The 21,714-nt window shown below is 72.1% G+C and carries 25 protein-coding genes; 14 read left to right on the top strand and 11 right to left on the bottom strand.

Annotated elements, in window-relative coordinates:
* A partial coding sequence (locus ACFV9D_RS13525; protein WP_385144905.1) for a TetR-like C-terminal domain-containing protein occupies positions 1–378 on the top strand: 378 nt, incomplete at its 5' end.
* 105 nt (positions 379–483) lie between these two features.
* Here the strand turns inward: ACFV9D_RS13525 and ACFV9D_RS13520 are convergent.
* The 3 genes from ACFV9D_RS13520 to ACFV9D_RS13510 form a co-directional block, all read right to left on the bottom strand.
* Positions 484–939: a VOC family protein gene (locus ACFV9D_RS13520; RefSeq protein WP_385144903.1), complete on the bottom strand. Its 456-nt coding sequence runs from the start codon at positions 937–939 to the stop codon at positions 484–486.
* 52 nt (positions 940–991) lie between these two features.
* On the bottom strand, positions 992–1,900 hold the full coding sequence (locus tag ACFV9D_RS13515; RefSeq protein ID WP_385144901.1) for a hypothetical protein: 909 nt from the start codon (positions 1,898–1,900) through the stop codon (positions 992–994).
* A gap of 226 nt (positions 1,901–2,126) precedes the next feature.
* Positions 2,127–2,537: a hypothetical protein gene (locus ACFV9D_RS13510; RefSeq protein ID WP_385144899.1), complete on the bottom strand. Its 411-nt coding sequence runs from the start codon at positions 2,535–2,537 to the stop codon at positions 2,127–2,129.
* Positions 2,538–2,619: 82 nt separating this feature from the next.
* Here ACFV9D_RS13510 and ACFV9D_RS13505 point away from each other — a divergent pair, with 82 nt between their 5' ends.
* From ACFV9D_RS13505 to ACFV9D_RS13495, 3 genes are read left to right on the top strand one after another with little or no spacing between them, the layout of a single operon-like run.
* Entirely contained in the window at positions 2,620–3,438 is an 819-nt protein-coding gene (locus tag ACFV9D_RS13505) for a helix-turn-helix domain-containing protein (protein ID WP_385144897.1), read from the top strand.
* On the top strand, positions 3,435–3,671 hold the full coding sequence (locus ACFV9D_RS13500; protein ID WP_385144895.1) for a DUF397 domain-containing protein: 237 nt from the start codon (positions 3,435–3,437) through the stop codon (positions 3,669–3,671). The genes ACFV9D_RS13505 and ACFV9D_RS13500 overlap by 4 nt, the downstream gene beginning before the upstream one ends.
* Before the next feature lie 14 nt (positions 3,672–3,685).
* Positions 3,686–4,258: a hypothetical protein gene (locus tag ACFV9D_RS13495; protein ID WP_385144893.1), complete on the top strand. Its 573-nt coding sequence runs from the start codon at positions 3,686–3,688 to the stop codon at positions 4,256–4,258.
* Positions 4,259–4,298: 40 nt separating this feature from the next.
* Here ACFV9D_RS13495 and ACFV9D_RS13490 read toward each other — a convergent pair whose 3' ends face one another.
* Complete coding sequence (locus ACFV9D_RS13490; protein WP_385144891.1) at positions 4,299–4,685, bottom strand: hypothetical protein; 387 nt, start codon at positions 4,683–4,685, stop codon at positions 4,299–4,301.
* A 104-nt stretch (positions 4,686–4,789) separates the two neighbouring features.
* Here ACFV9D_RS13490 and ACFV9D_RS13485 point away from each other — a divergent pair, with 104 nt between their 5' ends.
* The 4 genes from ACFV9D_RS13485 to ACFV9D_RS13470 all read left to right on the top strand — a co-directional run bounded on the left by ACFV9D_RS13485 (position 4,790) and on the right by ACFV9D_RS13470 (position 7,815).
* Positions 4,790–5,692: an arginase family protein gene (locus ACFV9D_RS13485; RefSeq protein ID WP_385144889.1), complete on the top strand. Its 903-nt coding sequence runs from the start codon at positions 4,790–4,792 to the stop codon at positions 5,690–5,692.
* A gap of 66 nt (positions 5,693–5,758) precedes the next feature.
* The gene (locus ACFV9D_RS13480) at positions 5,759–6,073 is read left to right on the top strand and encodes an ArsR/SmtB family transcription factor (RefSeq protein ID WP_385144887.1); all 315 of its coding nucleotides are present in this window, start codon (positions 5,759–5,761) and stop codon (positions 6,071–6,073) included.
* The gene (locus ACFV9D_RS13475) at positions 6,070–6,489 is read left to right on the top strand and encodes an SRPBCC domain-containing protein (RefSeq protein ID WP_385144885.1); all 420 of its coding nucleotides are present in this window, start codon (positions 6,070–6,072) and stop codon (positions 6,487–6,489) included. Before ACFV9D_RS13480 ends, ACFV9D_RS13475 begins: the two co-directional genes overlap by 4 nt.
* 126 nt (positions 6,490–6,615) lie before the next feature.
* Complete coding sequence (locus tag ACFV9D_RS13470; protein WP_385144883.1) at positions 6,616–7,815, top strand: serine hydrolase domain-containing protein; 1,200 nt, start codon at positions 6,616–6,618, stop codon at positions 7,813–7,815.
* Between the two features lie 26 nt (positions 7,816–7,841).
* Here ACFV9D_RS13470 and ACFV9D_RS13465 read toward each other — a convergent pair whose 3' ends face one another.
* The gene (locus tag ACFV9D_RS13465; protein ID WP_385144881.1) at positions 7,842–8,693 is read right to left on the bottom strand and encodes an alpha/beta fold hydrolase; all 852 of its coding nucleotides are present in this window, start codon (positions 8,691–8,693) and stop codon (positions 7,842–7,844) included.
* 449 nt (positions 8,694–9,142) lie between these two features.
* A complete protein-coding gene (locus ACFV9D_RS13460) occupies positions 9,143–9,835 on the bottom strand; it encodes a metal-dependent transcriptional regulator (protein WP_385144879.1) in 693 nt (230 codons plus the stop codon).
* Positions 9,836–9,984: 149 nt separating this feature from the next.
* Between ACFV9D_RS13460 and ACFV9D_RS13455 the strand changes: the two genes are divergently transcribed.
* Positions 9,985–10,752, top strand: a complete 768-nt coding sequence (locus tag ACFV9D_RS13455; protein WP_385144877.1) for an SIS domain-containing protein — start codon at positions 9,985–9,987, stop codon at positions 10,750–10,752.
* A 64-nt stretch (positions 10,753–10,816) separates the two neighbouring features.
* Here the strand turns inward: ACFV9D_RS13455 and ACFV9D_RS13450 are convergent, their stop codons facing one another.
* On the bottom strand, positions 10,817–11,758 hold the full coding sequence (locus tag ACFV9D_RS13450; protein WP_385144875.1) for a MerR family transcriptional regulator: 942 nt from the start codon (positions 11,756–11,758) through the stop codon (positions 10,817–10,819).
* 76 nt (positions 11,759–11,834) lie between these two features.
* On the opposite strand from ACFV9D_RS13450, the gene ACFV9D_RS13445 reads away from it, so the two are divergent.
* Entirely contained in the window at positions 11,835–13,358 is a 1,524-nt protein-coding gene (locus ACFV9D_RS13445) for an alpha/beta hydrolase (protein WP_385144873.1), read from the top strand.
* Between the two features lie 13 nt (positions 13,359–13,371).
* Here ACFV9D_RS13445 and ACFV9D_RS13440 read toward each other — a convergent pair whose 3' ends face one another.
* The gene (locus tag ACFV9D_RS13440; protein WP_385144871.1) at positions 13,372–14,607 is read right to left on the bottom strand and encodes a sensor histidine kinase; all 1,236 of its coding nucleotides are present in this window, start codon (positions 14,605–14,607) and stop codon (positions 13,372–13,374) included.
* Positions 14,604–15,263: a response regulator transcription factor gene (locus ACFV9D_RS13435; protein ID WP_385144869.1), complete on the bottom strand. Its 660-nt coding sequence runs from the start codon at positions 15,261–15,263 to the stop codon at positions 14,604–14,606. The genes ACFV9D_RS13440 and ACFV9D_RS13435 overlap by 4 nt, the downstream gene beginning before the upstream one ends.
* An 88-nt stretch (positions 15,264–15,351) precedes the next feature.
* Between ACFV9D_RS13435 and ACFV9D_RS13430 the strand changes: the two genes are divergently transcribed.
* From ACFV9D_RS13430 to ACFV9D_RS13415, 4 genes are read left to right on the top strand one after another with little or no spacing between them, the layout of a single operon-like run.
* Entirely contained in the window at positions 15,352–15,864 is a 513-nt protein-coding gene (locus ACFV9D_RS13430) for a hypothetical protein (RefSeq protein WP_385144867.1), read from the top strand.
* Positions 15,861–16,919, top strand: a complete 1,059-nt coding sequence (locus ACFV9D_RS13425) for an efflux RND transporter periplasmic adaptor subunit (RefSeq protein ID WP_385144865.1) — start codon at positions 15,861–15,863, stop codon at positions 16,917–16,919. The genes ACFV9D_RS13430 and ACFV9D_RS13425 overlap by 4 nt, the downstream gene beginning before the upstream one ends.
* Positions 16,916–17,605: an ABC transporter ATP-binding protein gene (locus ACFV9D_RS13420; RefSeq protein ID WP_385144863.1), complete on the top strand. Its 690-nt coding sequence runs from the start codon at positions 16,916–16,918 to the stop codon at positions 17,603–17,605. The genes ACFV9D_RS13425 and ACFV9D_RS13420 overlap by 4 nt, the downstream gene beginning before the upstream one ends.
* Complete coding sequence (locus ACFV9D_RS13415) at positions 17,605–18,810, top strand: ABC transporter permease (protein WP_385144861.1); 1,206 nt, start codon at positions 17,605–17,607, stop codon at positions 18,808–18,810. The genes ACFV9D_RS13420 and ACFV9D_RS13415 overlap by 1 nt, the downstream gene beginning before the upstream one ends.
* Positions 18,811–18,888: 78 nt before the next feature.
* Here ACFV9D_RS13415 and ACFV9D_RS13410 read toward each other — a convergent pair whose 3' ends face one another.
* Both ACFV9D_RS13410 and ACFV9D_RS13405 read right to left on the bottom strand, forming a co-directional pair.
* Positions 18,889–20,208, bottom strand: coding sequence for a PQQ-binding-like beta-propeller repeat protein (locus ACFV9D_RS13410; RefSeq protein WP_385144859.1), 1,320 nt, complete (start codon positions 20,206–20,208; stop codon positions 18,889–18,891).
* Between the two features lie 97 nt (positions 20,209–20,305).
* Positions 20,306–21,670 (bottom strand): PAS domain-containing protein, encoded by a 1,365-nt coding sequence (locus ACFV9D_RS13405; RefSeq protein ID WP_385144857.1) that lies wholly within the window; start codon positions 21,668–21,670, stop codon positions 20,306–20,308.
* Positions 21,671–21,714 lie beyond the last annotated feature (44 nt).

Raw genomic sequence — 21,714 nt, 5'->3', positions numbered from 1 at the left:
GGCGCCGCCGAGCTGGCCACGGCGGTGCGGGCCGCGACCTCCGCCGCGGACGGCCCGCGCGAGCGGGTCGCCGCGCTCGCCCGCGCCTACCTCGACTTCGCCGCACACAACCCGGCGGTCTACGACGCCTTGTTCCAGCTCGACGGCGGCCTCGCGTACGCGCAGGAGGACACCCCGGAGCCTCTCAAGGACGCCTTCGCCGCCCTGCTGGAGAGCCTGGGCGAGGTCGCCGGCGACGGCGTCGACCCAGGGCTGTTCACCGAGACGTTCTGGGCGTCCCTGCACGGCCTTGCGACCCTGACCCGGGCGGGACGGCTCCTGCCGGAGTACGCCGCGCAGAGGGTGGAGCTACTGGTGGACCGGCTCGCCGTGGTCTGACACACCGTCCCGGCGGGCACGCGGCCGGGGCCCTCGGGCCCCACCGCTGCCTGCCTGCGGCAACGCTTCCGGTCACTCGCGCCCAGCTCTCCGTAGCAACGCCCCTCAGACGACGTCGAATTCGTTGCCCTCGGGGTCCTGCATGGCAGCGGCGTAGAGCCCCATGTCCGGCTCATCCTTGATCCGCAGCACGGTGGCACCGGCTTTGACCAGCCGTTCCACCGTAGCCTTGACCCGCTGTCTGCGGACGTCCAGTGGGACGTCACGGCCCCCACCGACCTTCAGGTCGAAGTGCCACCGATTCTTGGCGACCTTCGGCTCCGGAACCTGTTGGAACCACACCCTCGGTCCACGTCCCGCGGGATCGATGATCGACTCCGGAATATCCCCGGCACCGGCCGGCAACTCTGCCTCGGGCACCCCCACCGCCGCCCAGTAAGCACGCCACGTGGCGTGCCCGCCCGGCGGAGGCTCAGGCACGTAGCCCAGGGCCTCGGCCCAGAAGGTCACCATTCTCTGCGGATCGGAGCAGTCGATCGTCAGCTGCACTGTCATCTCCATGCTCGGAGCATCCCAGGCAGGTCTGACAGACGATCCACTTTCGCCCCAGGCCCTAGTGCGCCAGTCCGACGCCGCTCGGCGCGGCAGGGTCCGACTCGCCGCTCCTGACGGCTTCCTGGACACGGGTGCGCCAGGGGGTGCGGTAGGCGTCGGAGGGGTCCTGCGGCGGATGCTGACGGGCGGCCGCGGTACGGCAGGGGCCGCAACGGGTCTCGCCGGCAACGGGCCGGAAGGCGTGGTCGTCACCCGGGCCGTCGCAGATGACGAGCCCGGCGGGCGCGGCAGCCGGGGCAGTCGCGGCGGCCGGGGCAGCTGTGGGCGGTGGAGTGGGTGCCGGTGCGGGTGCGGGTGCGGGCAGCTTCTCGGCCAGCCGATACCGCACGAAGCCCACGACCGACCGGATGGGCTCACGCGGCAGGCCGGAAGTCAGGGCCTGTCGCAGATCGGCGACCGAGAGACCCCGCCTGAACCATTCCGCCGCCGCCTCAGCCAGCCTGCGCGCCTCGCGGACGCCGAGCGACAGGCCGGGGTGCACGTGGCGGAGCGACAGCAACAGGCGTTCGGCCGCGGCGACTTCGGGGTCCACCTCCCGCTCGGGCTCCGGCTCCGTTTCCGGTTCGGCTTCCGGCTCCGCTTTCGGCGTCGGCTCTTTGGGGGGTGGGTGGGGAAGAGTCTTCTCCCGGTTTTCTTCTACCGGTTTAGAGCTGCCGAGTTTCGGTGACTCCGGAGCACCGACCGTCGGATCACCGGCACTCGGCGACCCGTCACCCCGGACGGCGTTCGCCTCCTCACGCGTGAGGGTGACGTTCGAGAGCAGCTGCTCGGTGACCCAACGCCCGCGCCCGCCCTGCCACTTCCAGTCGAAGTAGTAGCCGGCGGCGGCCAGGGACTCCTTGGCCTTCTGGTACGCCCGGGCTTCATGCCCAGGTCGACGGCGTGCGCGCTCAGAGGCTTGGCGCACGCGGTCTCGGTGAGGCCTTGGACGTAGATGACGAGGATCTTCGCGTCGCTGGTCAGACGCGGATGGCGCACGATGTCGTGCGACACCTGGGTGTAGCACCGAACCGGCGCGATAGCATGCCGAAGCATTTCTGGTGGACTCCGAATCCACTGGTGGTGAAGGTCCTCGGATGGTGTTGCAGCACCCCCGGGGACCGCTCCATTTCTCACGGAGCGTGATGACGCGGTCACCGTACAGCATGTGTGACCATCTCGTACAACAAGTCCGGTTCCACGAACGGGTCTTCGGGCGTGGGCAGAGACCGCCAGTCCAGCGGCCAAGTCGTTCCGTCGAGCGCGGGGATTCCGACGAACGCCTCGCTCCGGCCGTTGCGGCTGAGCGCCCGCGCCGGGGCCGGCCAGGCGTGGGCGGCGGCGGTCTGCGGCGGCAGCAGGAAGTACAGGTTCCGCTCACCGGTGGCCTCGCGGACGATCGGTCCGGCGTGGAAGTCCGTGAACTCCATGAGCCGGTACGCCACGTCCTCCCCGAGGAAGCCCCCGATCCGTACGGCGTCGAAGTGAACGCCCGCGTGACGGAGGGCATGACCGGTGGCGGGAACCCAAGAAGGCACCCTGTCAAGTGACTTGCGCGAATTCATGACGCCAGCTTTCCGGCGCGGTTCTACTGTGACCAGCGACACAGGCCGTTTGTGCAGGACTGTGCACTCGGGGAGGTGGGTTGTGAACATCGGAAACAACGGGAGCCCCGGGGCCGCGAAGGCCTTCGGGAGACTCCTGCGCTTCTACCGGGAGCGGGCGAAGGTGTCGCAGGACGCACTGGGTAAGGAGACCGGGTATTCCAAGTCCCAGGTGGCGATGATCGAGCGCGGGGAGCGTCGGCCCAGGGGAAAGTTCGTCGAGATCGCGGACGCGTTACTGGGTGCACAAGGTGCACTGATGGAGGTCGCGCAGGAGATCACGGCGAGCGCTGTCGCCGCCTGGTTCGAGGACTACCTGGAGGAGGAGGCAAAGGCAGCAGGCATCCACTCGTACGAGAACCACCTGATCCCCGGCCTGCTACAGACGCCGGAGTACGCACGAGCGGTCTTCCGTTGCGCCAGCCCGCCGTGGGATGACGACGTACTGGAGGACATGGTCGCCGCCAGAATGAGCAGGCACGAGGTATTCCACCGGAAGCCGGTGCCACTGATCAGGTTCGTCCTGGAGAAGGTCGCGCTCACCCGGCCGATCGGGGGCCGGAAGGTCCTGCGGGACAATCTGCTGCACATCCTCGAAGTCGGTCGGCTCCGCAACGTCGAGATTCAAGTGATGTCAGAGGACCGAGAGGTTCATGCTGGCCTCAGCGGGCCGTTCATCCTGCTCGAAACGGCTGAACGTCGCAGCCAACTCGTCTACGTCGAAGGCCTGAGCGGCAGGTACTTTCTGAGCGAACAACCCGACTTGGGGGACGCGTTCGCGCGGTACGGCACTCTGCGGGCACAAGCCCTCACCCCGGAAGATTCCGCACGACTCATCGAACAGGTGGCACGAGAACTATGAGCACCGACCTCAACTGGTTCAAGAGCAGCTACAGCGGCCCCCAGGGGGGCGACTGCGTCGAGGTCGCCGTCTGGACCAAGTCCTCCTACAGCAGCGAGCAGGGCGGCAACTGCGTCGAGGTCGCCACCTGCCCCCACACCGTCCACGTCCGCGACTCCAAGGACACCACCCGACCCTCCCTCACCCTCACCCCAGCCGCCTGGTCCACCTTCCTCGCGGAGCTCGGCGCCTAGGATCCGGATCACTCATGGAATCCCTCGCCGCAGCGGGTCTGCTGGTCGTGGACGGATGGGCCGAACCCGAAGGGCTCATTCCGCCCTTCATCACCGGCCAGGCACCGAGCTGTCCACCTGAAGAAGGCCGCGTCGAGGCCTTGCTGGACATCACCGAACCGCTGTTGCACGAGAAGGCGAACGCCGGCTGGTACCGGTTGTCGGTCGAAGGAGGGCTCTTCTCCGAGACCGACCGCAGGTTCCTGCTCGCGTTCGGCCCCGAGGAGGGCGGCCCCTCGCAGTGGAACTGCGTCGAGTTGCAGAGCTCATGGGACGTCATGGGGAAGGCTGCTGCCGGAGGATTCGGCAGCGCGCACTGCCGCCCCGAGTTCCGCATGCTCTCGCTCGACGGGAGCGTGCTGTGTTTCGGGACGACGTGGGAGCGCGCGATCAGTACGTCCGTGCTGACAGCGCCGAATCGTTCGCGGGTCCTCCGACGGTTCGCCGAATGGGTGGCAAGGGGATCGATGGACCAGCCGGGCGAGCCGCCGCTGAGCGCGGCGGTACGTCGCTGGCTCGACGGCCTCGAGGAGTGCGGGCGGGCTTAGGGGACGCAGGGACCGACGTCGAGCACGGCACGTCGCCGGTTCAGAGAAAGACCAGCGGGACGTCCTTCGCCACACAGAACCGCAGGACGTCCGTCAGCCGGCGGGCGTCCTCGATGTGCCCTGGCAGGAGTGGATCGTCGGCCTTCAGCAGTTCCCACCGGTCGGCGATCGCCTCCAACCGCGGCAGGATCGCGGCGCACTCGGCAGCCTGGAGGTCGTCGCCGTCGTCGTCCGGATGATCGAGGAGCGGCTCCAGCGTGGTGGACACGTCACTCCACGGGCGCTCTCCGCCGAAGCCCCACATCTCGGAGAGCTCGAACCCCTCGGCCTGCGCCAAGCGCCGCCGGAAGGCGGCGAAACCGCTGTAGGACCAGGAGATGTCAGGACTGCTGTCGTCTCCGTCGCCCGGGAACAGAACCAGGCCCATTGTCATCCTCCCGAAAGCGTCGAGCCCACAGGATCGGCGAGGACGAGCAGTGTCGGCAACCGAGATCATCTTCCCGACCTGCCCGGCGGGGCGACAATGGACATATGCCACTGCCTGGCCGTGAACTGGCGATCATCGAGGCCCCGTCCGTGCTCGGGCTGTGGCCATCCGGCGTCCAGGACCTACCGGCGGCGCTGCTCGACGCCGGGCTGAAGGACCACCCCGGGGTCATCCGGGCGGGGCGCGTCGAGGCAGCGGCGTACGACCCGAAGCAGGACGCCGAGACCGGGACTCTGAACCCGGTCGGGATCGCGCGGCACTCCGCCCTCCTGGCCGACGCGGTCGGCGAGGCCCTCGACGCCGGGCGGTTCCCCGTCGTCCTCGGCGGCGACTGCAGCATCCTGCTCGGCAACCTCCTCGCCCTGCGCCGTCGGGGCCGTTACGGCCTGCTGTTCCTCGACGGCCACACGGACTTCTACCAGCCGTCGGCAGAGCCGGCCGGCGAGGTGGCGTCGATGGAACTCGCCCTGGCCACCGGCCGCGGCCCACGGATCCTCGCCGACCTCGAAGGCCGGGGGCCGCTGGTCCGGGACGAGGACGTCGTCGCGTTCGGGTTCCGCGACGCCGACGAGTCCGCGGCGGCCGGGATGCAACCGCTGCCTCCTGGGCTGTACGCCCTCGATCTCGACGACGTCCGTGCGGCCGGCGCCGCCGAGGCGGCGCGCGGGGCGGTCGATCGACTGACCTACGGCGCCCTGGCCGGGTACTGGGTCCACCTCGACGTCGACGTCCTGGACGACGCGATCATGCCGGCCGTCGACTACCGCCAGCCGGGCGGCCTGACCTGGTCCGAACTGGAGAACGTCCTCGTCACCGCCCTGACCGACGAGCACGCGGTCGGGCTCGACGTCACGATCTTCAACCCCCGTCTCGACCCGGACGGGACGATCGCGACCCGCCTGACCGAGTGCCTCCTGCGTGGCCTGTCGGTGCGGTCGAGCGGCTGAGCGCGCCCCCGGAAACGTGTCGGAAGAAGTTGACACGTCGGAATCTTCCGACACATAGTGGGGGGCATGGCGGTAGTCGATGTGTTCAGCGCCCTGGCCAATCCCGTACGACGCAGGCTGCTCGAAGCCCTGCGGGACGGGCCGCGGGCGGCCGGGGAGCTGGCCGGGGAGTTCGACCTGAGCCGGCCTGCGATTTCCGAGCATCTGGCGGTGCTCAGGAACGTGGGTCTCGTGCGCGAGGAGCCGCGGGGGAGGCATCGCTACTACCACCTGGAGGCGGCTCCGCTGGCCGAGGTCGGCGAGTGGCTGCATCCCTTCGAGCACTACTGGCGCGCCCGGATGCGTGCGCTGAGCGACCTGATCGACGAGGAGAACCCGTGACCCCCACCGAACCGAACGTCATCCACTGCGACCAGTTCATCGCGCATCCGCCCGCCGCGGTCTGGAAGGCGCTGACCGATCCCGAGCTGCACGCCCGCTGGTGGGCCGCCGGTGATGTGCGGGCCGTCGTGGGCCACCGCTTCACCCTGGACATGGGGAACTGGGGGCAGCAGGAGTGCGAGGTGCTCGCCGTCGAGCCCGAGCGCCTGCTCCGCTACAGCTTCGCCCCCGGCACGCTGGACACCACGATCACCTGGGAGCTCCGCCCCGAGGGCACCGGCACCCGGCTCTTCCTGGAGCACGCCGGCTTCGACCTGGACTCTCCGCTCGGCAAGACGGCCCTCGAAGGAATGGGCCGCGGCTGGCCCGGCCTCCTGCGCCGCATCGAACCGGCCCTGGCGGCGGCCGACCAGTAGGGCCCGGTCCGGGTCCGAATGAGTGGACTCACCGGGGAGTGGACCTGAGGAAGCGGTGCACGCGCGGGCGCGGGGGTCACGTTGGCGTTCCGATCCTCAGTCCTGAACCGGAAGAGACGCCCCGTCATGCGACGTACCCCCGCCCGCCGTCTGTTCGCCGCGGCACTGCTCGTGGCGTCCGTGCTGGCCCCGATGGCCACCGCTCCCGCCACGGCCGTCCCGACCCCCACCTCCCACCGGCACGGTACGGAGGACTGCCCGCGCGACGGTCTCGGCCCCGAGCTGACCGCCCGGCTGGACAAGGCCATCGAGGACGTCCGTACGCAGGCCGGCATCCCCGGCATCGTCGCCGGACTCTGGCTGCCGGGCAAGGGGTGCTATCTCCGCGCGACCGGTGTCGCCGACAAGGTCACCGGCAGGCCGATGACCACCTACGGCTCCGTGCGGATCGGCAGCGAGACCAAGACCTTCACGGTCACCGCGCTCCTGAAGCTCGTCGACGACCGCAGGATCCGGCTCGACGACCCGATCTCCCGCTACATCGACGGCGTGCCGAACGGCCACAAGATCACGCTCCGCCATCTCGCCGAGATGCGCAGCGGCCTGTTCCCGTACACCTCCGACCCGGAGTTCATCCAGGCGCTGGAGAGCGACCCGAGCCGCTCGTTCACCCCGCACGAGGTGCTCGCGTACGGCTTCAAGCACGACAACACCTTCGCGCCGGGGCAGCAGTTCGAGTACTCCAACACCAACCTGATCCTCCTCGGCCTCGTGGTCGAGAAGGTCAGCGGTCAGTGCCTCGAGGACTTCATCGACAAGCGGGTGCTCCGTCCGGCCGGCCTGCGCGAGACGCTGTTTCCGAAGGGTGCGGAGTTCCCCGAGCCGCACCCCCGCGGGTACACCGACCAGACACTGACCGGCGAGGTCGCCGACTCCACGGACTGGAACCCCAGTTGGGCCTGGGCGGCGGGAGCAATGATCTCGGACCTGCACGACCTGCGGCGCTGGGCGAAGATCGTCGCCACCGGCACCCTGCTCAGCCCGGAGACCCAGGCCGAGCGGCTCAAGACGCTGCCGACGGGCTTCCCCGGCACGAGCTACGGCCTCGGCATCTTCGAGGCCAACGGCTGGACCGGGCACAACGGATCCATCCCGGGCTACGAGACCGTGACCGTCTATCTGCCCTCGCAGAAGGCCACGATGGTGCTCATGATGAACACGGACATCTTCTCCGGAGGCCAGGAGCCGAGCACGCTGGTCGCCCGGGCGGTCACCGCGATCGTGACGCCGGACAACGTGTACGACGGTCCGGTCCACCCGCGGTAGACCGGACCTCCTGAGCCGGGCACGGGCTACGAGGTCAGGACGCCCTCCAGGAACGGCTCGATCGCCGTGCGCCAGGCTTCCGGGTGGTCGTAGTGGAGGAGGTGGCCGGCGTCCGGGATCTCCGCGTACGCCCCGCGGGGGAGGACGCGGACCATCTCCTGGGCCTCGGCGCGGCCCAGTTCGCCGTCCAGGCCACGGACGACCAGAGTCGGGCAGCGGACCTGGGCGAGCGAGTCCCAGTGGGCGTCGTGGACCCAGGTCTCGCGGGAGGTCAGCATCTGGGCGGGGTCGAAGACCGGGTACCAGCCGTCGGGGCGCTCGGTCATCACCTCGGCGAAGAACTCGCCGCGGGCGGGCTGGGACCGCTCGACCCAGGGGTCCTCCTCGCCGAACCACTTCCGCACGGCGTCGAGCGAGGCGAAGGGCACAGGCCAGCGGCGGAACCAGTCCTGCCACTCCCGCTGCGAGGCGGCCCCGAGGGCCGAGGCCCGCATGTCGCAGATCACCAGGGCGCGGACGAGGTCGGGGCGCTCGGCGGCCAGCTGCCAGGCGGTCAGGGCGCCCATGGAGTGGCCGATGAGGGTGACCGGTCCGAGCCCGAGCTGCTCGACCGCGGCGGCCGCGTCGGCGACGTACGCCTCGCGTGTGAAGGGGCCCGCCGCGGGCTTGTCGCTGCGGCCGTGACCGCGCTGGTCGAGCGCGACGGCCCGGTGGCGGCCGGCGAGCCAGCGCGCCGTGGGCGCCCAGTGGGAGGCGCGCCCCATGAGGCCGTGCAGGAGTAAGACGCCGGACCCGGCCGTCTCCGCCCGCTCTTCCGTGAACTCCCAGGCAGCCAGGCGTACGCCGGCGGCTCCGGTGACGTCGAGACGTCGCACCATGTTCCCTGGCACCCCCTCTTTCCCATCGAGCGTGTCGAGCACCGCCAGACTATCGAACCCATATTCGAAAATGCGGTTCTGCCACGTAACACCCCTCGTTCGAGTGACCACGCTCAAGGATTGACGCGCGCCGCCGAGGGGAGATCTTCAGCGGGAGGCGGACCGCTCGGGGAAAACGGTCCGAAGGGGATGACCCTGGGAGCTCGGGGCTCCGGGTCAGCACAGGGGAGGACAGGCCCCGGCGCCCATGGGCGCCGGGGCCCTCTGTCTCTTCACGCACCGCCCCGGACGCCTTCGTCATCGCACACCCCTCCCCGGCCGTACGGCTTCCCCCAGCGTGGCACGCCGAGGGTGCGGGCGTGGCGATTCCGCCGTAAAACGGGCCGGGGAGCTCCGCGGGCGGCGTCCGGCCGCGGAGCCCCGGCAGCCCCGCGGGGAGATGCGGACCGCTACTTCTTGGCCACGAAGACGTGCGCGGCCACGTCGGCCTCCAGCTCGGCCGCCTCGCCGCTGCTGCCGACGAGGACACCGCCCGCCGACTCCGTCACGCTCACCACGGAACCGGGCTGCACGCCCGCCCGCCGCAGCGTGTACATCAGCTGGGCGTCCGTCTGGATCGGCTCGCCGATCCGGCGGACGATCACCGTCTTGCCGTCCGGACCCGCGTCCAGGTCGGCGAGCGACACCATGGAGTCGTCTAGGAAGGACTCCGCCTCGGCCTTCTCGCCCAGCTCCTCCAGACCCGGAATCGGGTTGCCGTACGGCGACTCCGTCGGGTGCCGCAGCAGCTCCAGAACGCGCCGCTCCACGGCCTCGCTCATCACGTGCTCCCAGCGGCAGGCCTCGGCGTGCACCTGCTCCCACTCCAGGCCGATCACGTCGACGAGCAGACACTCGGCGAGGCGGTGCTTGCGCATCACCCGCGTCGCGAGCCGCCGGCCCTCGTCCGTCAGCTCCAGGTGCCTGTCGCCCGCGACGGTCACCAGACCGTCGCGCTCCATACGGGCCACGGTCTGGCTCACCGTGGGGCCGCTCTGGTCGAGCCGCTCCGCGATCCGGGCGCGCATGGGGACCACACCTTCCTCTTCGAGCTCGAGGATGGTGCGGAGATACATCTCCGTTGTGTCGATCAGTCCGGACATACGTGCCCCTCGATGAGTCGTGCGCTGGCCCTGCACCAATTCTGACGCATCCCACCGACAACCGTGCCGCGCCGGGGAAAGGCGGTATTGACAGAGCAATGGTCCAGACCGCACCGTGATCCGCGAAACGACGACAAGGAGCTTCGGGAATGGGCGACAGCGCGCGCGGGTCCAAGCTGGCCGGACAGTTCTTCGACGCCGCGATCGGCCTGCTGCAGCAGGTCCGCGACGAGGACGCCGAGGAGATCGCCGCAGCCGGAACCGCGATCGCCGAGGCCGTCGCGGCCGGCGGCCGCCTCTTCGCCTTCGGCGCGGGACACTCCTCCCTGGCCGCCCAGGACGTCGTCTACCGGGCGGGCGGACTGGCCCTGATGAACCTGCTCGCCGTCCCCGGCGTCGTCGGCGTCGACGTCATGCCGGCGACGCTCGGCTCGGCCCTGGAGCGCGTGGACGGCCTCGCCGGCGCGGTCCTCGACTCCTCGCCCGCCAAGGCCGGCGACGTACTGATCATCGTCTCGCTCTCCGGCCGCAACGCCCTGCCCGTCGAGATGGCGATGAACGCCCGCGCCCTCGGCCTGACCGTGATCGGCGTCACTTCGGTGGCGTACGCGACGGAGACGAAGTCCCGGCACGTCTCGGGGACGTACCTGAAGGACCACTGCGACATCGTCCTCGACTCGCGGATCGCGATCGGCGACGCCGAGCTGACGTACGAGGGCATCGAGGCGCCCTTCGCCCCGGCCTCGACGGTCGTCACCAGCGCTCTGATGCAGGCCACGATGGCCGCGGCGGCAGAGGAGATGGTCCGCCTCGGCATCGAGCCCCCGCTGCTGCGCTCGGGGAACGTCGACGGCGGCCACGAGTGGAACGGCCGCGTGATGACGGAGTACGCCGACCGGATCTTCTTCCGCCACTAGGACCCAGGACTCCGCTGCCGAGGGGGCCAGGGCGCCGCTGCCGCCTCGGCCCGTCGGACAGGCCCTAGGTCGTGCGCCCGGCGATGTCGGATCCCAGGGCGGCGCAGAGCCAGTAATGGGCGGCTCCGGCCGTGGGTTCCGCCGGGCCTGACGCCGGGGTGGCCAGTTCGGCGGCGAGTTGCCAGTAGCGCTCGATCAGCGGATGGGCGCCCTGGGCGAGTTCGCCCTTGAGCGAGCGACGGAAGGCGGGGGTGTCCGCCGTGCCCGCCGTCCCCTTCGAGCCGGCGTAGGCGGAGACGAAGCAGTCGAGCGCCTCGCCCGCGCGCGGCGCCCGCCCGGCCCGCAGGTCCGGCGCGGCCAGGGCGTACGCCTCGGCGAGCCCCTCGTAGAGCACGCTCGGGCGGTCGTCCGCGCCGGCGGGGTGCACGACGAGCCGGAGTCCGTCGGAGACGAGGGCGTGCAGGCGCGCGAAGGCCAGCACCTGGGCCGGGTTCGGATCCGCCGGGGGCTGCGGAACGGCCGCGTCGACGACCGCCGAGACCAGCCGCGCCGGAAGCCGTACGGGCAGCGTGCGGCGCCAGAAGCGCGCCAGGGCCGTCGTGTCGGGCAGCGAGGGCACGGCCCCGAGCAGGCGCAGGCGCTCGGCCCGCTCCTCGGCGGTGCAGTCCTGGAGGAGCCGGAGGGACGCCTCCTGCCAGCGCAGGGTGGTCAGTCGGGAGCCGACCTCCCGCAGCCGCCCCGCGATGACGTCCTCCAGCGCGTCGTCCCGGTCGAGCACGCGCCCCACCGCCGGTACCGGCAGGTCGAGGGAGCGCAGCGAGCGGATCAGCCGGAGCCGGTCGAGCGCCTCGGGTCCGTACCGCCGGTGGCCGCCGCTGCTGCGGCCGGCCTCGGGCAGCAGCCCACGGTCGGAGTAGAAGCGCACGGTCTTGACGGTGACACCGGCGTGCTCGGCGAGTTCCCCGATGCTCCATATTCCCGCGGACACGGCTTCAGTGGACGACACGACTTGAACCTCCCTCAGGGGGAGTTCCTACCGTACCGGCGAGCCCGAACGGCCCGACGTACGCGAGGAGATGCTCATGACGGCTTTCGTGCTGGTCTCAGGACCCTTCACCGGCGGCTGGGTGTGGCAGGAGGTGACCGCCCGGCTCCGGAAGGAGGGGGCCGAGGTCCATCCGGTGACGCTCCCGTCCGGGCCCGACACCGACCTGGAGGCGCACATCGCGGATCTCGTGCGGCTGATCGACGAGATCGACGGGTCCGACGGGATCGACGGGTCCGACGGGTCCGACGGGTCCGACGGGTCCGACGGGATCGACGCTCCCGACGTGGTGATCGTCGGCCACGACTACGGCATCCACCCCGTCCTCGGCGCCGCCGACCGGCGCCCGGAGCGCATCGCCCGGATCGTCTATCTGGACACGGGCATGCCCCAGGACGGTGACGCGGCCCTCGCGCTCGTACCCGACCAGTCGGTGCGCGAGCTGCTGGCGTCGGGAACCGAGCAGACCGTCCCGCCGCCGTCGGGCGACGAGTGGCAGCGTTGGGGCAGCACCGACGGCATCCCCGCCGACGCCCTCGCCCGACTGGACCGCGACGCCGTGCCCCAGCCGCCGAGGACGCTCACCCAGCCGCTCCGGCTCTCCCGCTCGCCCTTCGAACGGCCGACGACAGGCGTCCTGTGCACCGCCAACGGGTCCTCCATCGACACGGTCGAGATGATGGTCGCAGCGGGACCGCCGCAGTTCCAGGTGCTCGCCGGCCCCGAGGTGAGCTTCTTCGAACTCCACACCGGCCACTGGCCGATGCTCTCCTCCCCCGAGGAGCTGGCAGAGGTGCTGCTCCGGGCGGCGGCGGGCGAGGGGCACCGGATCACCGCCGTGGAACGCGAACAGCCGCAGTATCTCCGGCCCTTCCTCCTGGACGTGCCGGAGCGGCCCCGCGAGCGGCTGGGGCGGGTCGATCTCCATCTGCCGGAGGCACCCGGCCCTCGTCCGGCGGTGGTGTTCGTCCACGGCGGGCCGATCTCCCCCGATCAGCAGCCCACCCCCCGGGACTGGCCGACGTACGTCGGCTACAGCCGCCTGGTGGCGGGCATGGGCGCGGTCGGCGCGATGCTGGACCATCGGCTGCACGGCCTCGCGGACTACGCCCGTGCCGCCGAGGACGTCGCCGAAGCGGTCGAACTCGTCAGGGCCGACCCGCGCGTCGACGGTGACCGTGTCGCCCTGTGGTTCTTCTCCGCCGGCGGGCTGCTGTCGTCGGACTGGCTCGCGGCGCCCCCGCCGTGGCTGCGGTGTGTGGCGATGTCGTATCCCGTGCTCGCACCCCTGCCCAGCTGGCGGCTCGTGGACAGCCGGTTCCGCCCCGCGGCCGGGGTGGGATCGGCGGGGCGGCGCCTGCCGATCGTGCTGACCCGGGTCGGTCAGGAGCACGGGCCGACCGCGGAGACGGTCGAGGAGTTCCTGGCGGTGGCGCCGCACACCGAGGTGATCGACCTGCCGCACGCCCACCACGGCTTCGAGGTGATCGACCAGGACGAGCTGACGCGTGACGCGGTCGGCCGGGCGGCGCGGTCCGTCCTCGGCCACCTGCAGGCCTGAGCCCGCAGGCGCCTCACTCCCCGAACCGCACCCTGACCGTCAGGCCCCCGCCGGCCGCGTTCGGGAACGCCTCCGCCGTGGCGCCGTGGGCCCGGGCGATCGAGTCGACGATCGAGAGCCCGAGGCCCGCGCCCTCGCCGGGGGCGTGGGCGCGTTCCGTCAGGCGCCGGAAGGGTTCGAAGAGCAGCGGGACCGTGTCGGGCGGGACCACCGGGCCGGTGTTCGTCACCTCGATGCCGGCGGGGCCCGTACGGACCTCGACGCGGCCGTCCGGGACGTTGTGCCGTAGCGCGTTGACGACCAGGTTGTGCGCCAGCCGGTCCAGGAGCACCGCGTCGCCGCGCACCGTCAGGGGCCGGGCGTCCACCGAGACGCTCACCCGGCGCTCGCCGGCCTCGCCCGCCAGCGCGTCCACGGCCCGCTCGAGGACCTCGTGGACGGCCACCGGCCGCCGTTCCCGCAGCCCCTGTTCGCAGGAGGCGAGGAGCAGCAGCCCGTCGATGGTCCGTTCGCTGTCGTCGGCGACCTCGATCAGCTTCGCCCGGATCCGGGCGACCCGCTCCGGGCTCGGCTCCCCCGCAAGGCCGATCTCGGCGGCCGCCCGCTGCACGGCGACCGGGGTCCGCAGCTCGTGCGCCGCGTTCGCCGCGAACCGCTGCTGGGCGGAGACGAGCTGCTCCATGCGCCCGAGCATGCCGTCGAAGGTGTCCGCGAGGCGCTTCAGCTCCCCGGGCGGCCCGGCCAGGGCGATCCTCTCGTGCAGGTTCTCGCCGGACAGCCGCCGGGCCGTGTCGGTGATCACGGCGACCGGGCGCAGGACCCGGCCCGCCATCCACCAGGCGAGCGCGATCGAGAGGACCGCGTACACGGCGAGGACGATCAGGGAGACCGTGAGGAGGCGCTCCAGCGCGGCGCCCTCGGCCGCGTCGCTCAGCTCCCGGGTGATCGCCAGGCCGCGGGTCGTGATCGTGCCCGGCGGCACCGGTCCCGGGCTCGCGGGCACGGCCTCCTTCCACAGGGGGCTGGGCGTGGCGTCGGGCAGGTCCTGGAGTCGCTGCGCGGGCACGGCCGTCGTCATGGCCACGCTGATCGAGGAGTACAGGCCCTCCTTCACCAGGAAGTACACGACTCCGGTGAGCAGCGCGCCCGCCAGGAGGAGCAGCCCGCCGTACAGCGCCGTCAGGCGGGCCCGTTCGCCGCCCGTGACCCGGCGCGCCCAGGCCCGCGCCGTCCCTGCCGCCGCCCTCACGACGCGATCCGGTAGCCCGCGCCCGGCACCGTCTCGACCACCGGCGGCTCGCCCAGCTTCGCGCGGAGCTTGCTCAGGGTCACGCGTACCGCGTTGGTGCGGTAGCTGGTGTGCTCCTCCCAGACCTGCTCGATCAGGTCCTCGCCGCTGACGACGGCCCCGTCCGCCCGCAGCAGCGCTTCCAGGACCGCGAACTCCTTCCGCGACAGATGCAGATGCCGCCCGTCGCGGGCGGCCTGACGGCGGGCGGTGTCGAGGACGATCCCGGCCCGTTCGAGGACGGGCGGCAGCGCGGGCCGCGCGCGGCGGCCCAGGGCGAGGACGCGGGCGAGCAGCTCGTCGTACGCGAAGGGCTTGGCCAGATAGTCGTCGGCGCCGAGCCCGAGGCCCTCGACCCGGTCCCGTACCGTCCCGGCCGCCGTCAGCATCAGGACCCGGGTCATCAGGCGCTGCTCGACGACCCGCCGGCAGACGTCGTCGCCGTGCATCCCGGGCAGGTCGCGGTCGAGGACGAGGACGTCGTACTCCCCGAACTGCATCTTCCGCAGGGCCTCCAGGCCGTCGCCCGCGACGTCCACGGCGAGCGCGTCGCGGCGCAGCCCCTCGGCGATCATCTCGGCGAGAAACGCCTCGTCCTCCACCACCAGTACACGCATGGGCCCTGTCTATCCGAACAGGGCTTTCGTCTCTGTAAACCGATCCGCTGAGAGAAACGAAACCCCTCCTCCGCACACGCTTCCGCCCATGACGACCACTCGACGTACCCGAGAGACCTTCCAGCTGGCCGCCGCGGCCTCGCTCGCCGCGCTCTGCCTCCTCACCACCGCGTGCACCGCAGACGACGGCAAGAAGGCCGACGGCGGGAGCGAGAGCGTGAACGAGGAGGGCAAGAAGGCCGACCAGGCCCTGGAGCACCGCAAGTGCCTGCGCGAGCAGGGCCTGGACGTGCCCGAGCCCAAGCCGGGCGAGCAGGGCGTCGGCCTGACCATCGGCGGCGACGGCGTGTCCAAGGAGAAGATGGAGAAGGCGTTCAAGGCCTGTCAGGGCAAGGGCGGGGCCGGCATGGGCAAGGAGCCGACCCAGGCCGAGAAGGACAAGATGATCAAGTACGCCCAGTGCATGCGCAAGAACGGCTTCGACATGCCCGACCCGACGTTCGGCGGCGGCGGGATGACCGCGGCGCGGCCGATGCCCCAGGGCGCGGAGGCCAAGAAGTTCGAGAAGGCGAACAAGGCCTGCGAGAGCGTGGCTCGATGAGCCGGCGCAAGCTCGTGGCCGCCTTGGCGGCGATCGTCGCCGTCGCGGGCGGCGGCGCGGCGGTGACCGCCCTGGCCGCACCCGAGGAACGGCAGGTCGCCGCGGACTCGAAGCAGCCGCCCGCCACGACCCCGATCACCCGCGGCGACCTGAGCGACAGCTCCCAGCAGGACGGCACGCTCGGGTACCTCGGCGAGCGGAAGATCAACGCGGGGCCGTCCGGGATCCTCACCTGGATCGCCCCGACCGGCTCCACCGTCGAGCGGGACGAGCGGCTGTACGAGGTCGACGGCAGGCCCGTCCGCCTCATGTACGGCGCCGAGCCCATGTACCGGACCCTCAGGACCGGCGACGAGGGCAAGGACGTCCGACAGCTGGAGGAGAACCTCGCCGCCCTCGGCTACGGCGGGTTCACCGTCGACGAGGAGTACACGGAGAACACGGCCGACGCCGTGAGGCGCTGGCAGAAGTCCCACGACCTGAAGCGGACCGGCACCCTGGGCCCCGACGCGATCGCCTTCGCCGGCAGCGCGGTACGCGTCAAGGAGGCGGGCGCCGCGACCGGCGACCAGGTGGGGCCCGGCCGGCCGGTGCTCACCGTGAGCGGCTCCGAGCGGGTCGTACGCTTCAAGCTGCCGGTCGCGGACGCCGGTTCGGCGAAGACCGGCACCCGGGTCTCCGTCCAGCTCCCGGACGGGACCACGGCGCCGGGAAAGGTGTCGTCGGTGGGCAAGACCGCCTCCGCGGGCAGCGATCCGCAGGACCGCTCCCCGAAGATCGACATCACGGTCTCCTTCGACTCCCCGCAGAAGGTCACGGGCGTGGACCAGTCCCCGGTCACCGTCGACCTCACCGGCGAGACCCGGAAGAACGTGCTCTCCGTGCCCGTCAACGCGCTGCTCGCCCTGCCCGGCGGCGGCTTCGGCGTCCAGGTCGTCGAGAACGGCACGGCGCGGGACGTCGAGGTCGAGCTCGGCATGTTCGGCCAGGGCCGGGTCGAGATCAGCGGCGGAGGGCTGCGCGAGGGCATGAAGGTCGGGGTGCCGTCCGTATGACCACGGTCGTCAGGCTCTCCGGGGTCACCAAGGAGTACGCGGGCGGGGTCCGGGCGCTCGACGGCGTGGATCTCACCGTCGGCGCGGGGGAACTGCTCGGCATCGTCGGCCCCTCCGGCTCCGGCAAGTCCACCCTGCTGCACATCGTCGGCACCCTGGACCGGCCCAGCGCCGGGACGGTGGAGATCGCCGGCCACGACGTGGCCTCGCTGACGGATCGCCGGCTGTCCGCGCTGCGCTCCCGCCACATCGGCTTCGTGTTCCAGGCGTTCCATCTGGTGCCCGGGGTCGGCGCGTTGGAGAACGTCGCCGAGGGACTGCTCTACTCCGGGCTCCCCCGGGCGCGGCGCCGGGCGATGGCGGCCGAGGCGCTCGCCCGCGTCGGTCTCGCGGACCGGATGAGACACCGACCGCACGAACTGTCCGGCGGACAGAAGCAGCGCGTCGCGATCGCCCGCGCGGTGGTCGGCGAACCCGCTCTGCTGCTCGCCGACGAGCCGACGGGCGCGCTGGACTCGGCGTCCGGCGAGGCGGTGATGGACCTGCTGCACGCCCTCAACGGGCAGGGCGCGACGATCGCGGTCATCACCCACGACACGGAGATCGCCGGGCGGCTGCCGCGCCAGGTCCGCATCCGCGACGGGCGGGTCGTGGCGGACACGGCGCGCGGAAAGGTCGCCGCGTGATGTCTCTCCGTACTCGAAACGTAGTGAAGGCCGCGCGGCTCGGGCCGCGCGACGTCCTCCACGTCGGCTCGGCCGGACTGCGCAGCCGGCCCGTACGGGTGGTGCTGTCGGCGCTCGGCATCGCCATCGGGATCGCCACGATGATCGCGGTCGTGGGCATATCGGCCTCCAGCCAGGCCCAGTTGATGCGGCAGCTCGACGCGCTCGGCACGAACCTGCTGGTGGCCAAGCCCGGCGAGGGGATGTTCAGCGGGGAGGAGGTCGAGCTGCCCAAGGACGCGGTGGGCATGGTCGGCCGGATCGACGGCGTCGAGGAGGTCGGCGCGACCGCCGACCTCGACCGCACGGTCCGGCGCTCCGAGAAGATCCCCGAGGGCGAGACGGGCGGCATCGCCGTCAAGGCCGCCACGGAACGGCTGCTCGCCGTCCTGCGCGGCGGGACGGCGTCCGGCACCTGGCTGAACGCCGCCAACGGGCGGTACCCCTCGGTGGTGTTGGGGCATGTCGCGGCCGAGCGGCTCGGCATCACCGAACCCGGCCGGCAGGTCTGGATCGACGACCGGTACTTCACCGTCGTCGGCATCCTCGACCCGCTGCCGCTCGCGCCCGACATCGAACGCTCGGCGCTGGTCGGCTGGGAGGGCGCGCAGAAGCTGCTCGGCTTCGACGGGCATCCGACGGCGGTGTACGAGCGGTCCACCGACGCGTCCGTACGGACCGTCCAGCAGCTGCTCGCCCCGACGATCGACCCGCGGAACCCGCAGAACGTCTCGGTCGGCGACCCGTCCGCGGCGCTCCAGGCCAAGGCGGCGACCGAGGGGGCCTTCTCGACCCTGCTGCTCGGCCTCGGCGGGATCGCCCTCCTCGTGGGCGGCGTCGGCGTCGCCAACACCATGATCATCTCGGTCCTCGAACGCCGCCACGAGATCGGCCTGCGGCGCTCCCTGGGCGCGACGAGGGGTCAGATCAGGATCCAGTTCGTGACGGAGTCCCTGATGCTGTCCGGCCTCGGCGGCCTGGCGGGCGTGCTGCTCGGCGGCGCGGCGACGGGCGTGTACGCGTACACGGGCGGACTGCCGTGGGTGGTGCCACCGTGGGCGGTGGGCGGCGGCTTCGGCGCGACGCTGGTGATCGGGACGGTGGCGGGGCTGTACCCGGCCGTACGGGCGTCCCGGCTGTCACCGACGCTGGCGCTCCAGGCGTAGGGGGCGACCGTGGGGGGCTCTTGACCAGGGGCGGGGCACCTGAAGCCCCGCCCCTGATCGCCTACGCGGTCCGGGCCGTCACCACGTCTCGTACGCCGACAGCGGGCTGACCGCGTCGCCCCAGCGGACCGCGATCACCAGGCCGCCCGGGTGGACGTGCAGCCCCAGCGTGCCGATGCGGTCGACGTCCTCGCTGAAGCTCCGGACGTCCTTCTCCTCGCCCGTCCGCGCATCGAAGACGTGCAGGTCCTCGTCCCACTCGCGCTTCCCGCTCCTGGAGACCATCGCCGTGACCCGGCCCCCGCCCGCGTGCAGCGCGACGGCGTCGTCGAACTCGAAGCCCTTGCGCCACACCGGCTCACCCGTGCCCAGGTCGAAGCCGACGACCTGGTGGCGGGTGTAGGACTCGTACGGGTACTCGGCGAAGGCGATCAGCCGGTCGTCGGTGACCACGACCTTCCCCGCGGAGTCGGCCATGATCTCCCCGTACTCCCCGGTGAGTTCGATCCGTCCCCGCGGCTTCCCGTCCGCCCCGAACGCCAGGAACGCGTGCACACCGCGCTCCTGCTCCGCATCGACCTGGACGACCAGCGGCTCGACCGAGCGCAGCGACACCGTCGCGTCGTCCGCGACCGGCCGCCGGGCGTCGAGCGGCCCGGACCAGAGCGCCTTGCCGTCGGCGATGCCGAAGGCGGCGATCCGCAGCTCGGTCCGCTCGCACACCAGCACCGCCACCACCTGCTTCTCGCCCGCGCCGGCCCGGTGCGGTACGCACCCCTTGGGCACGGCGGCCTTCCAACGCGGCTTGCCGGTACGGGCGTCGACGGCGCGCAGCGCCTCGCCGGCCGGGACGGTCTTGTCGTACGCGCTGCCGGGGTCGGTGTCCCGGACCACCGCCAGTCCGCCGCCGACCGCGACCAGGTCGGGCTCCGCGTCCAAGCGGCCCGAGTGGGACGTGATCGGGGTGCGCCACAGCTCGTCGCCGGTCTTCAGGTCGATCGCGGCGGCGGTGGTGCAGCCCGCGCCCTCCTCGGCGGAGTCGCCGTCCACCCCGAAGGCGACGACCGCGATGCCGTCCCGGCTCGCGGTGGAGCCGGTGGCACAGATCTCGGCCTGCCCCGGCACCACGTACTCCCACCGCTTGCGGCCGGTCGCCACGTCGTACCCGGTGACCGAGTCGAAGCGGGAACGGACGACGACATCGCCGTGCAGCCAGCTCGCGTTGCCGTGGTCGGCCGCGTCGCGGTCGCGCGGCGCCTCCCAGACGCGCTGCATGCCGTCCCCCGGCAGATAGCCCTCGCTCGACAGCACGCCGATGACGATGGCCGCGACGCCTCCGAGTACGGCGGCCCCGCTCCCCATTCCGATCAGCTTGGCGCGCAGTGAAATCGCAGTCACAGGAATCCCCACCCCTGATGTGACGGACGCGTTCGCGAAGATCGATCGCGAACCGATGGGGATCAGGGTAAGGCCGGGGCCACGGGGACGAGAGAGGTCAGGACGGGGCGCCCGCCTCCGCTCCCGCGCCCGCCAGGTCCAGCGCCGCCGCCACCCGCACCGCCACCGTCTCCGCGTACACCGCGTCCGGGCGCTCGAAGGCCGTGCGGGACGCGCCGCGGAGGAAGGTCAGGACGCCCAGCGTCCGGCCGCGGCTGCGCAAGGGCATGCACAGGGCGTGGACGGCGTCCCGGGGCCAGTGGCGCTCCGCCGCCCAGTCCTCGGCGGCCGCCGAGGTCGCCGCCTGGGCCGATGCGCGGACCGGGCCGATGCGGGAGATCGCCTGGAGGACCGGGTGGCCCGCGGCGTAGCGCAGCGGGATACCGCCGCCCGCGACCGGGACGACCGGGCCGGGCTCGCCGCCCGGGGTGGCCGCCACGCGGACGAGCCGCCGCTCCCCCGCCGCCACGTCGACGAGCGCGTGGTCGGCGAACCCGGCCAGCGCGAAGTCCAGCAGGACCGTCGCCGCCTCCATCGGGTCCTCGCACTCGGCCGCCGCCGCGCCCGCCCGGTGCAGCTGGCTGTACCGGAACCGCAGCCGGTCCGCCTCCTGCTCCGCCAGCCGCTCGTCCGTGACGTCCTGGAACAGCCACCCCACGCCCAGCGGCACCGGCTCCTCCGCCAGCGGCGACGCCAGCCGGACGAATCCGCTGCGCCAACACCGCCGCCGCTCGCCCTCCGCGGTCCGCAAGGTCACCCACACCTCGGCGAGCGCCCGCGGCGCGCCCTCCGCCAGGACATGGTGGAGCGCGCCCTCCAACTCCTCGGCGCCCCGCACGATCAGCTCGCCCAACGGGCGGCCGAGCAGCGTCGTACGCCCCGTGCCCATCGCCCGTGCCGCGTGCCCGTTGACGACCGTCGGCCGCAGATCGACGTCGACGAGGACGACGCCCCAGGACGCGTCCTCGAACAGCGCCTCGCTGAGCGCGATCGACCGCTCCAGGTCGATCTGGGCGTGCACCTCGCTGAACGCGCAGTACACGCCGGCCGGTTCACCGTCCGCGCCCCGCACGCCCGCCGACTGCGTCCGTACGAGCACCCTGCCGCCGTCCTTGCGCAGCAGCGCGAACTCGTGGACCACGCGCCCCGGCGCCTCCATCGCGCCCATCAGCCGCGCCAACGCCTCGTCCGCGTCCGCACGGCGCGCCGCCCACCCGGCGAACCCGCGCCGCCCGACGGCCTCTCCGACCGACCAGCCGAGGATCCGCTCGGCCTCCCGGTTCCAGTGCGTGACGGTCCCGCCGGCGTCGAAGGCGCAGAGCGCCGCGTCCATCCCGTCGAGCAACGCGGCCAACAGATCGGAGCCCGGCCCCGGCCCGTCGGCATCACGCCGCTGCGCGGTCTCACTCCTGGAAGCACTCATCCCGGCACCCCCTGCAGGACGGTGTACGCGCGTGCATCCGCACG

Origin of the sequence: Streptomyces sp. NPDC059875, from assembly GCF_042731085.1 — a bacterium.
Lineage (GTDB): Bacteria > Actinomycetota > Actinomycetes > Streptomycetales > Streptomycetaceae > Streptomyces.
The sequence above is the reverse complement of the archived record's forward strand: the minus strand, read 5'-3'. Positions and strand labels throughout refer to the sequence as shown.

Coding starts and splice junctions, on each gene's coding strand:
- ACFV9D_RS13465 (WP_385144881.1), bottom strand. CDS start 8,693: ATGGTGCGACGTCTCGACGTCACCGGAGCCGCCGGCGTACGCCTGGCT.
- ACFV9D_RS13425 (WP_385144865.1), top strand. CDS start 15,861: ATGAGCCGGCGCAAGCTCGTGGCCGCCTTGGCGGCGATCGTCGCCGTC.
- ACFV9D_RS13480 (WP_385144887.1), top strand. CDS start 5,759: ATGGCGGTAGTCGATGTGTTCAGCGCCCTGGCCAATCCCGTACGACGC.
- ACFV9D_RS13500 (WP_385144895.1), top strand. CDS start 3,435: ATGAGCACCGACCTCAACTGGTTCAAGAGCAGCTACAGCGGCCCCCAG.
- ACFV9D_RS13455 (WP_385144877.1), top strand. CDS start 9,985: ATGGGCGACAGCGCGCGCGGGTCCAAGCTGGCCGGACAGTTCTTCGAC.
- ACFV9D_RS13520 (WP_385144903.1), bottom strand. CDS start 939: ATGGAGATGACAGTGCAGCTGACGATCGACTGCTCCGATCCGCAGAGA.
- ACFV9D_RS13460 (WP_385144879.1), bottom strand. CDS start 9,835: ATGTCCGGACTGATCGACACAACGGAGATGTATCTCCGCACCATCCTC.
- ACFV9D_RS13485 (WP_385144889.1), top strand. CDS start 4,790: ATGCCACTGCCTGGCCGTGAACTGGCGATCATCGAGGCCCCGTCCGTG.
- ACFV9D_RS13445 (WP_385144873.1), top strand. CDS start 11,835: ATGACGGCTTTCGTGCTGGTCTCAGGACCCTTCACCGGCGGCTGGGTG.
- ACFV9D_RS13430 (WP_385144867.1), top strand. CDS start 15,352: ATGACGACCACTCGACGTACCCGAGAGACCTTCCAGCTGGCCGCCGCG.
- ACFV9D_RS13470 (WP_385144883.1), top strand. CDS start 6,616: ATGCGACGTACCCCCGCCCGCCGTCTGTTCGCCGCGGCACTGCTCGTG.
- ACFV9D_RS13420 (WP_385144863.1), top strand. CDS start 16,916: ATGACCACGGTCGTCAGGCTCTCCGGGGTCACCAAGGAGTACGCGGGC.
- ACFV9D_RS13415 (WP_385144861.1), top strand. CDS start 17,605: ATGTCTCTCCGTACTCGAAACGTAGTGAAGGCCGCGCGGCTCGGGCCG.
- ACFV9D_RS13405 (WP_385144857.1), bottom strand. CDS start 21,670: ATGAGTGCTTCCAGGAGTGAGACCGCGCAGCGGCGTGATGCCGACGGG.
- ACFV9D_RS13490 (WP_385144891.1), bottom strand. CDS start 4,685: ATGGGCCTGGTTCTGTTCCCGGGCGACGGAGACGACAGCAGTCCTGAC.
- ACFV9D_RS13495 (WP_385144893.1), top strand. CDS start 3,686: ATGGAATCCCTCGCCGCAGCGGGTCTGCTGGTCGTGGACGGATGGGCC.
- ACFV9D_RS13510 (WP_385144899.1), bottom strand. CDS start 2,537: ATGAATTCGCGCAAGTCACTTGACAGGGTGCCTTCTTGGGTTCCCGCC.
- ACFV9D_RS13435 (WP_385144869.1), bottom strand. CDS start 15,263: ATGCGTGTACTGGTGGTGGAGGACGAGGCGTTTCTCGCCGAGATGATC.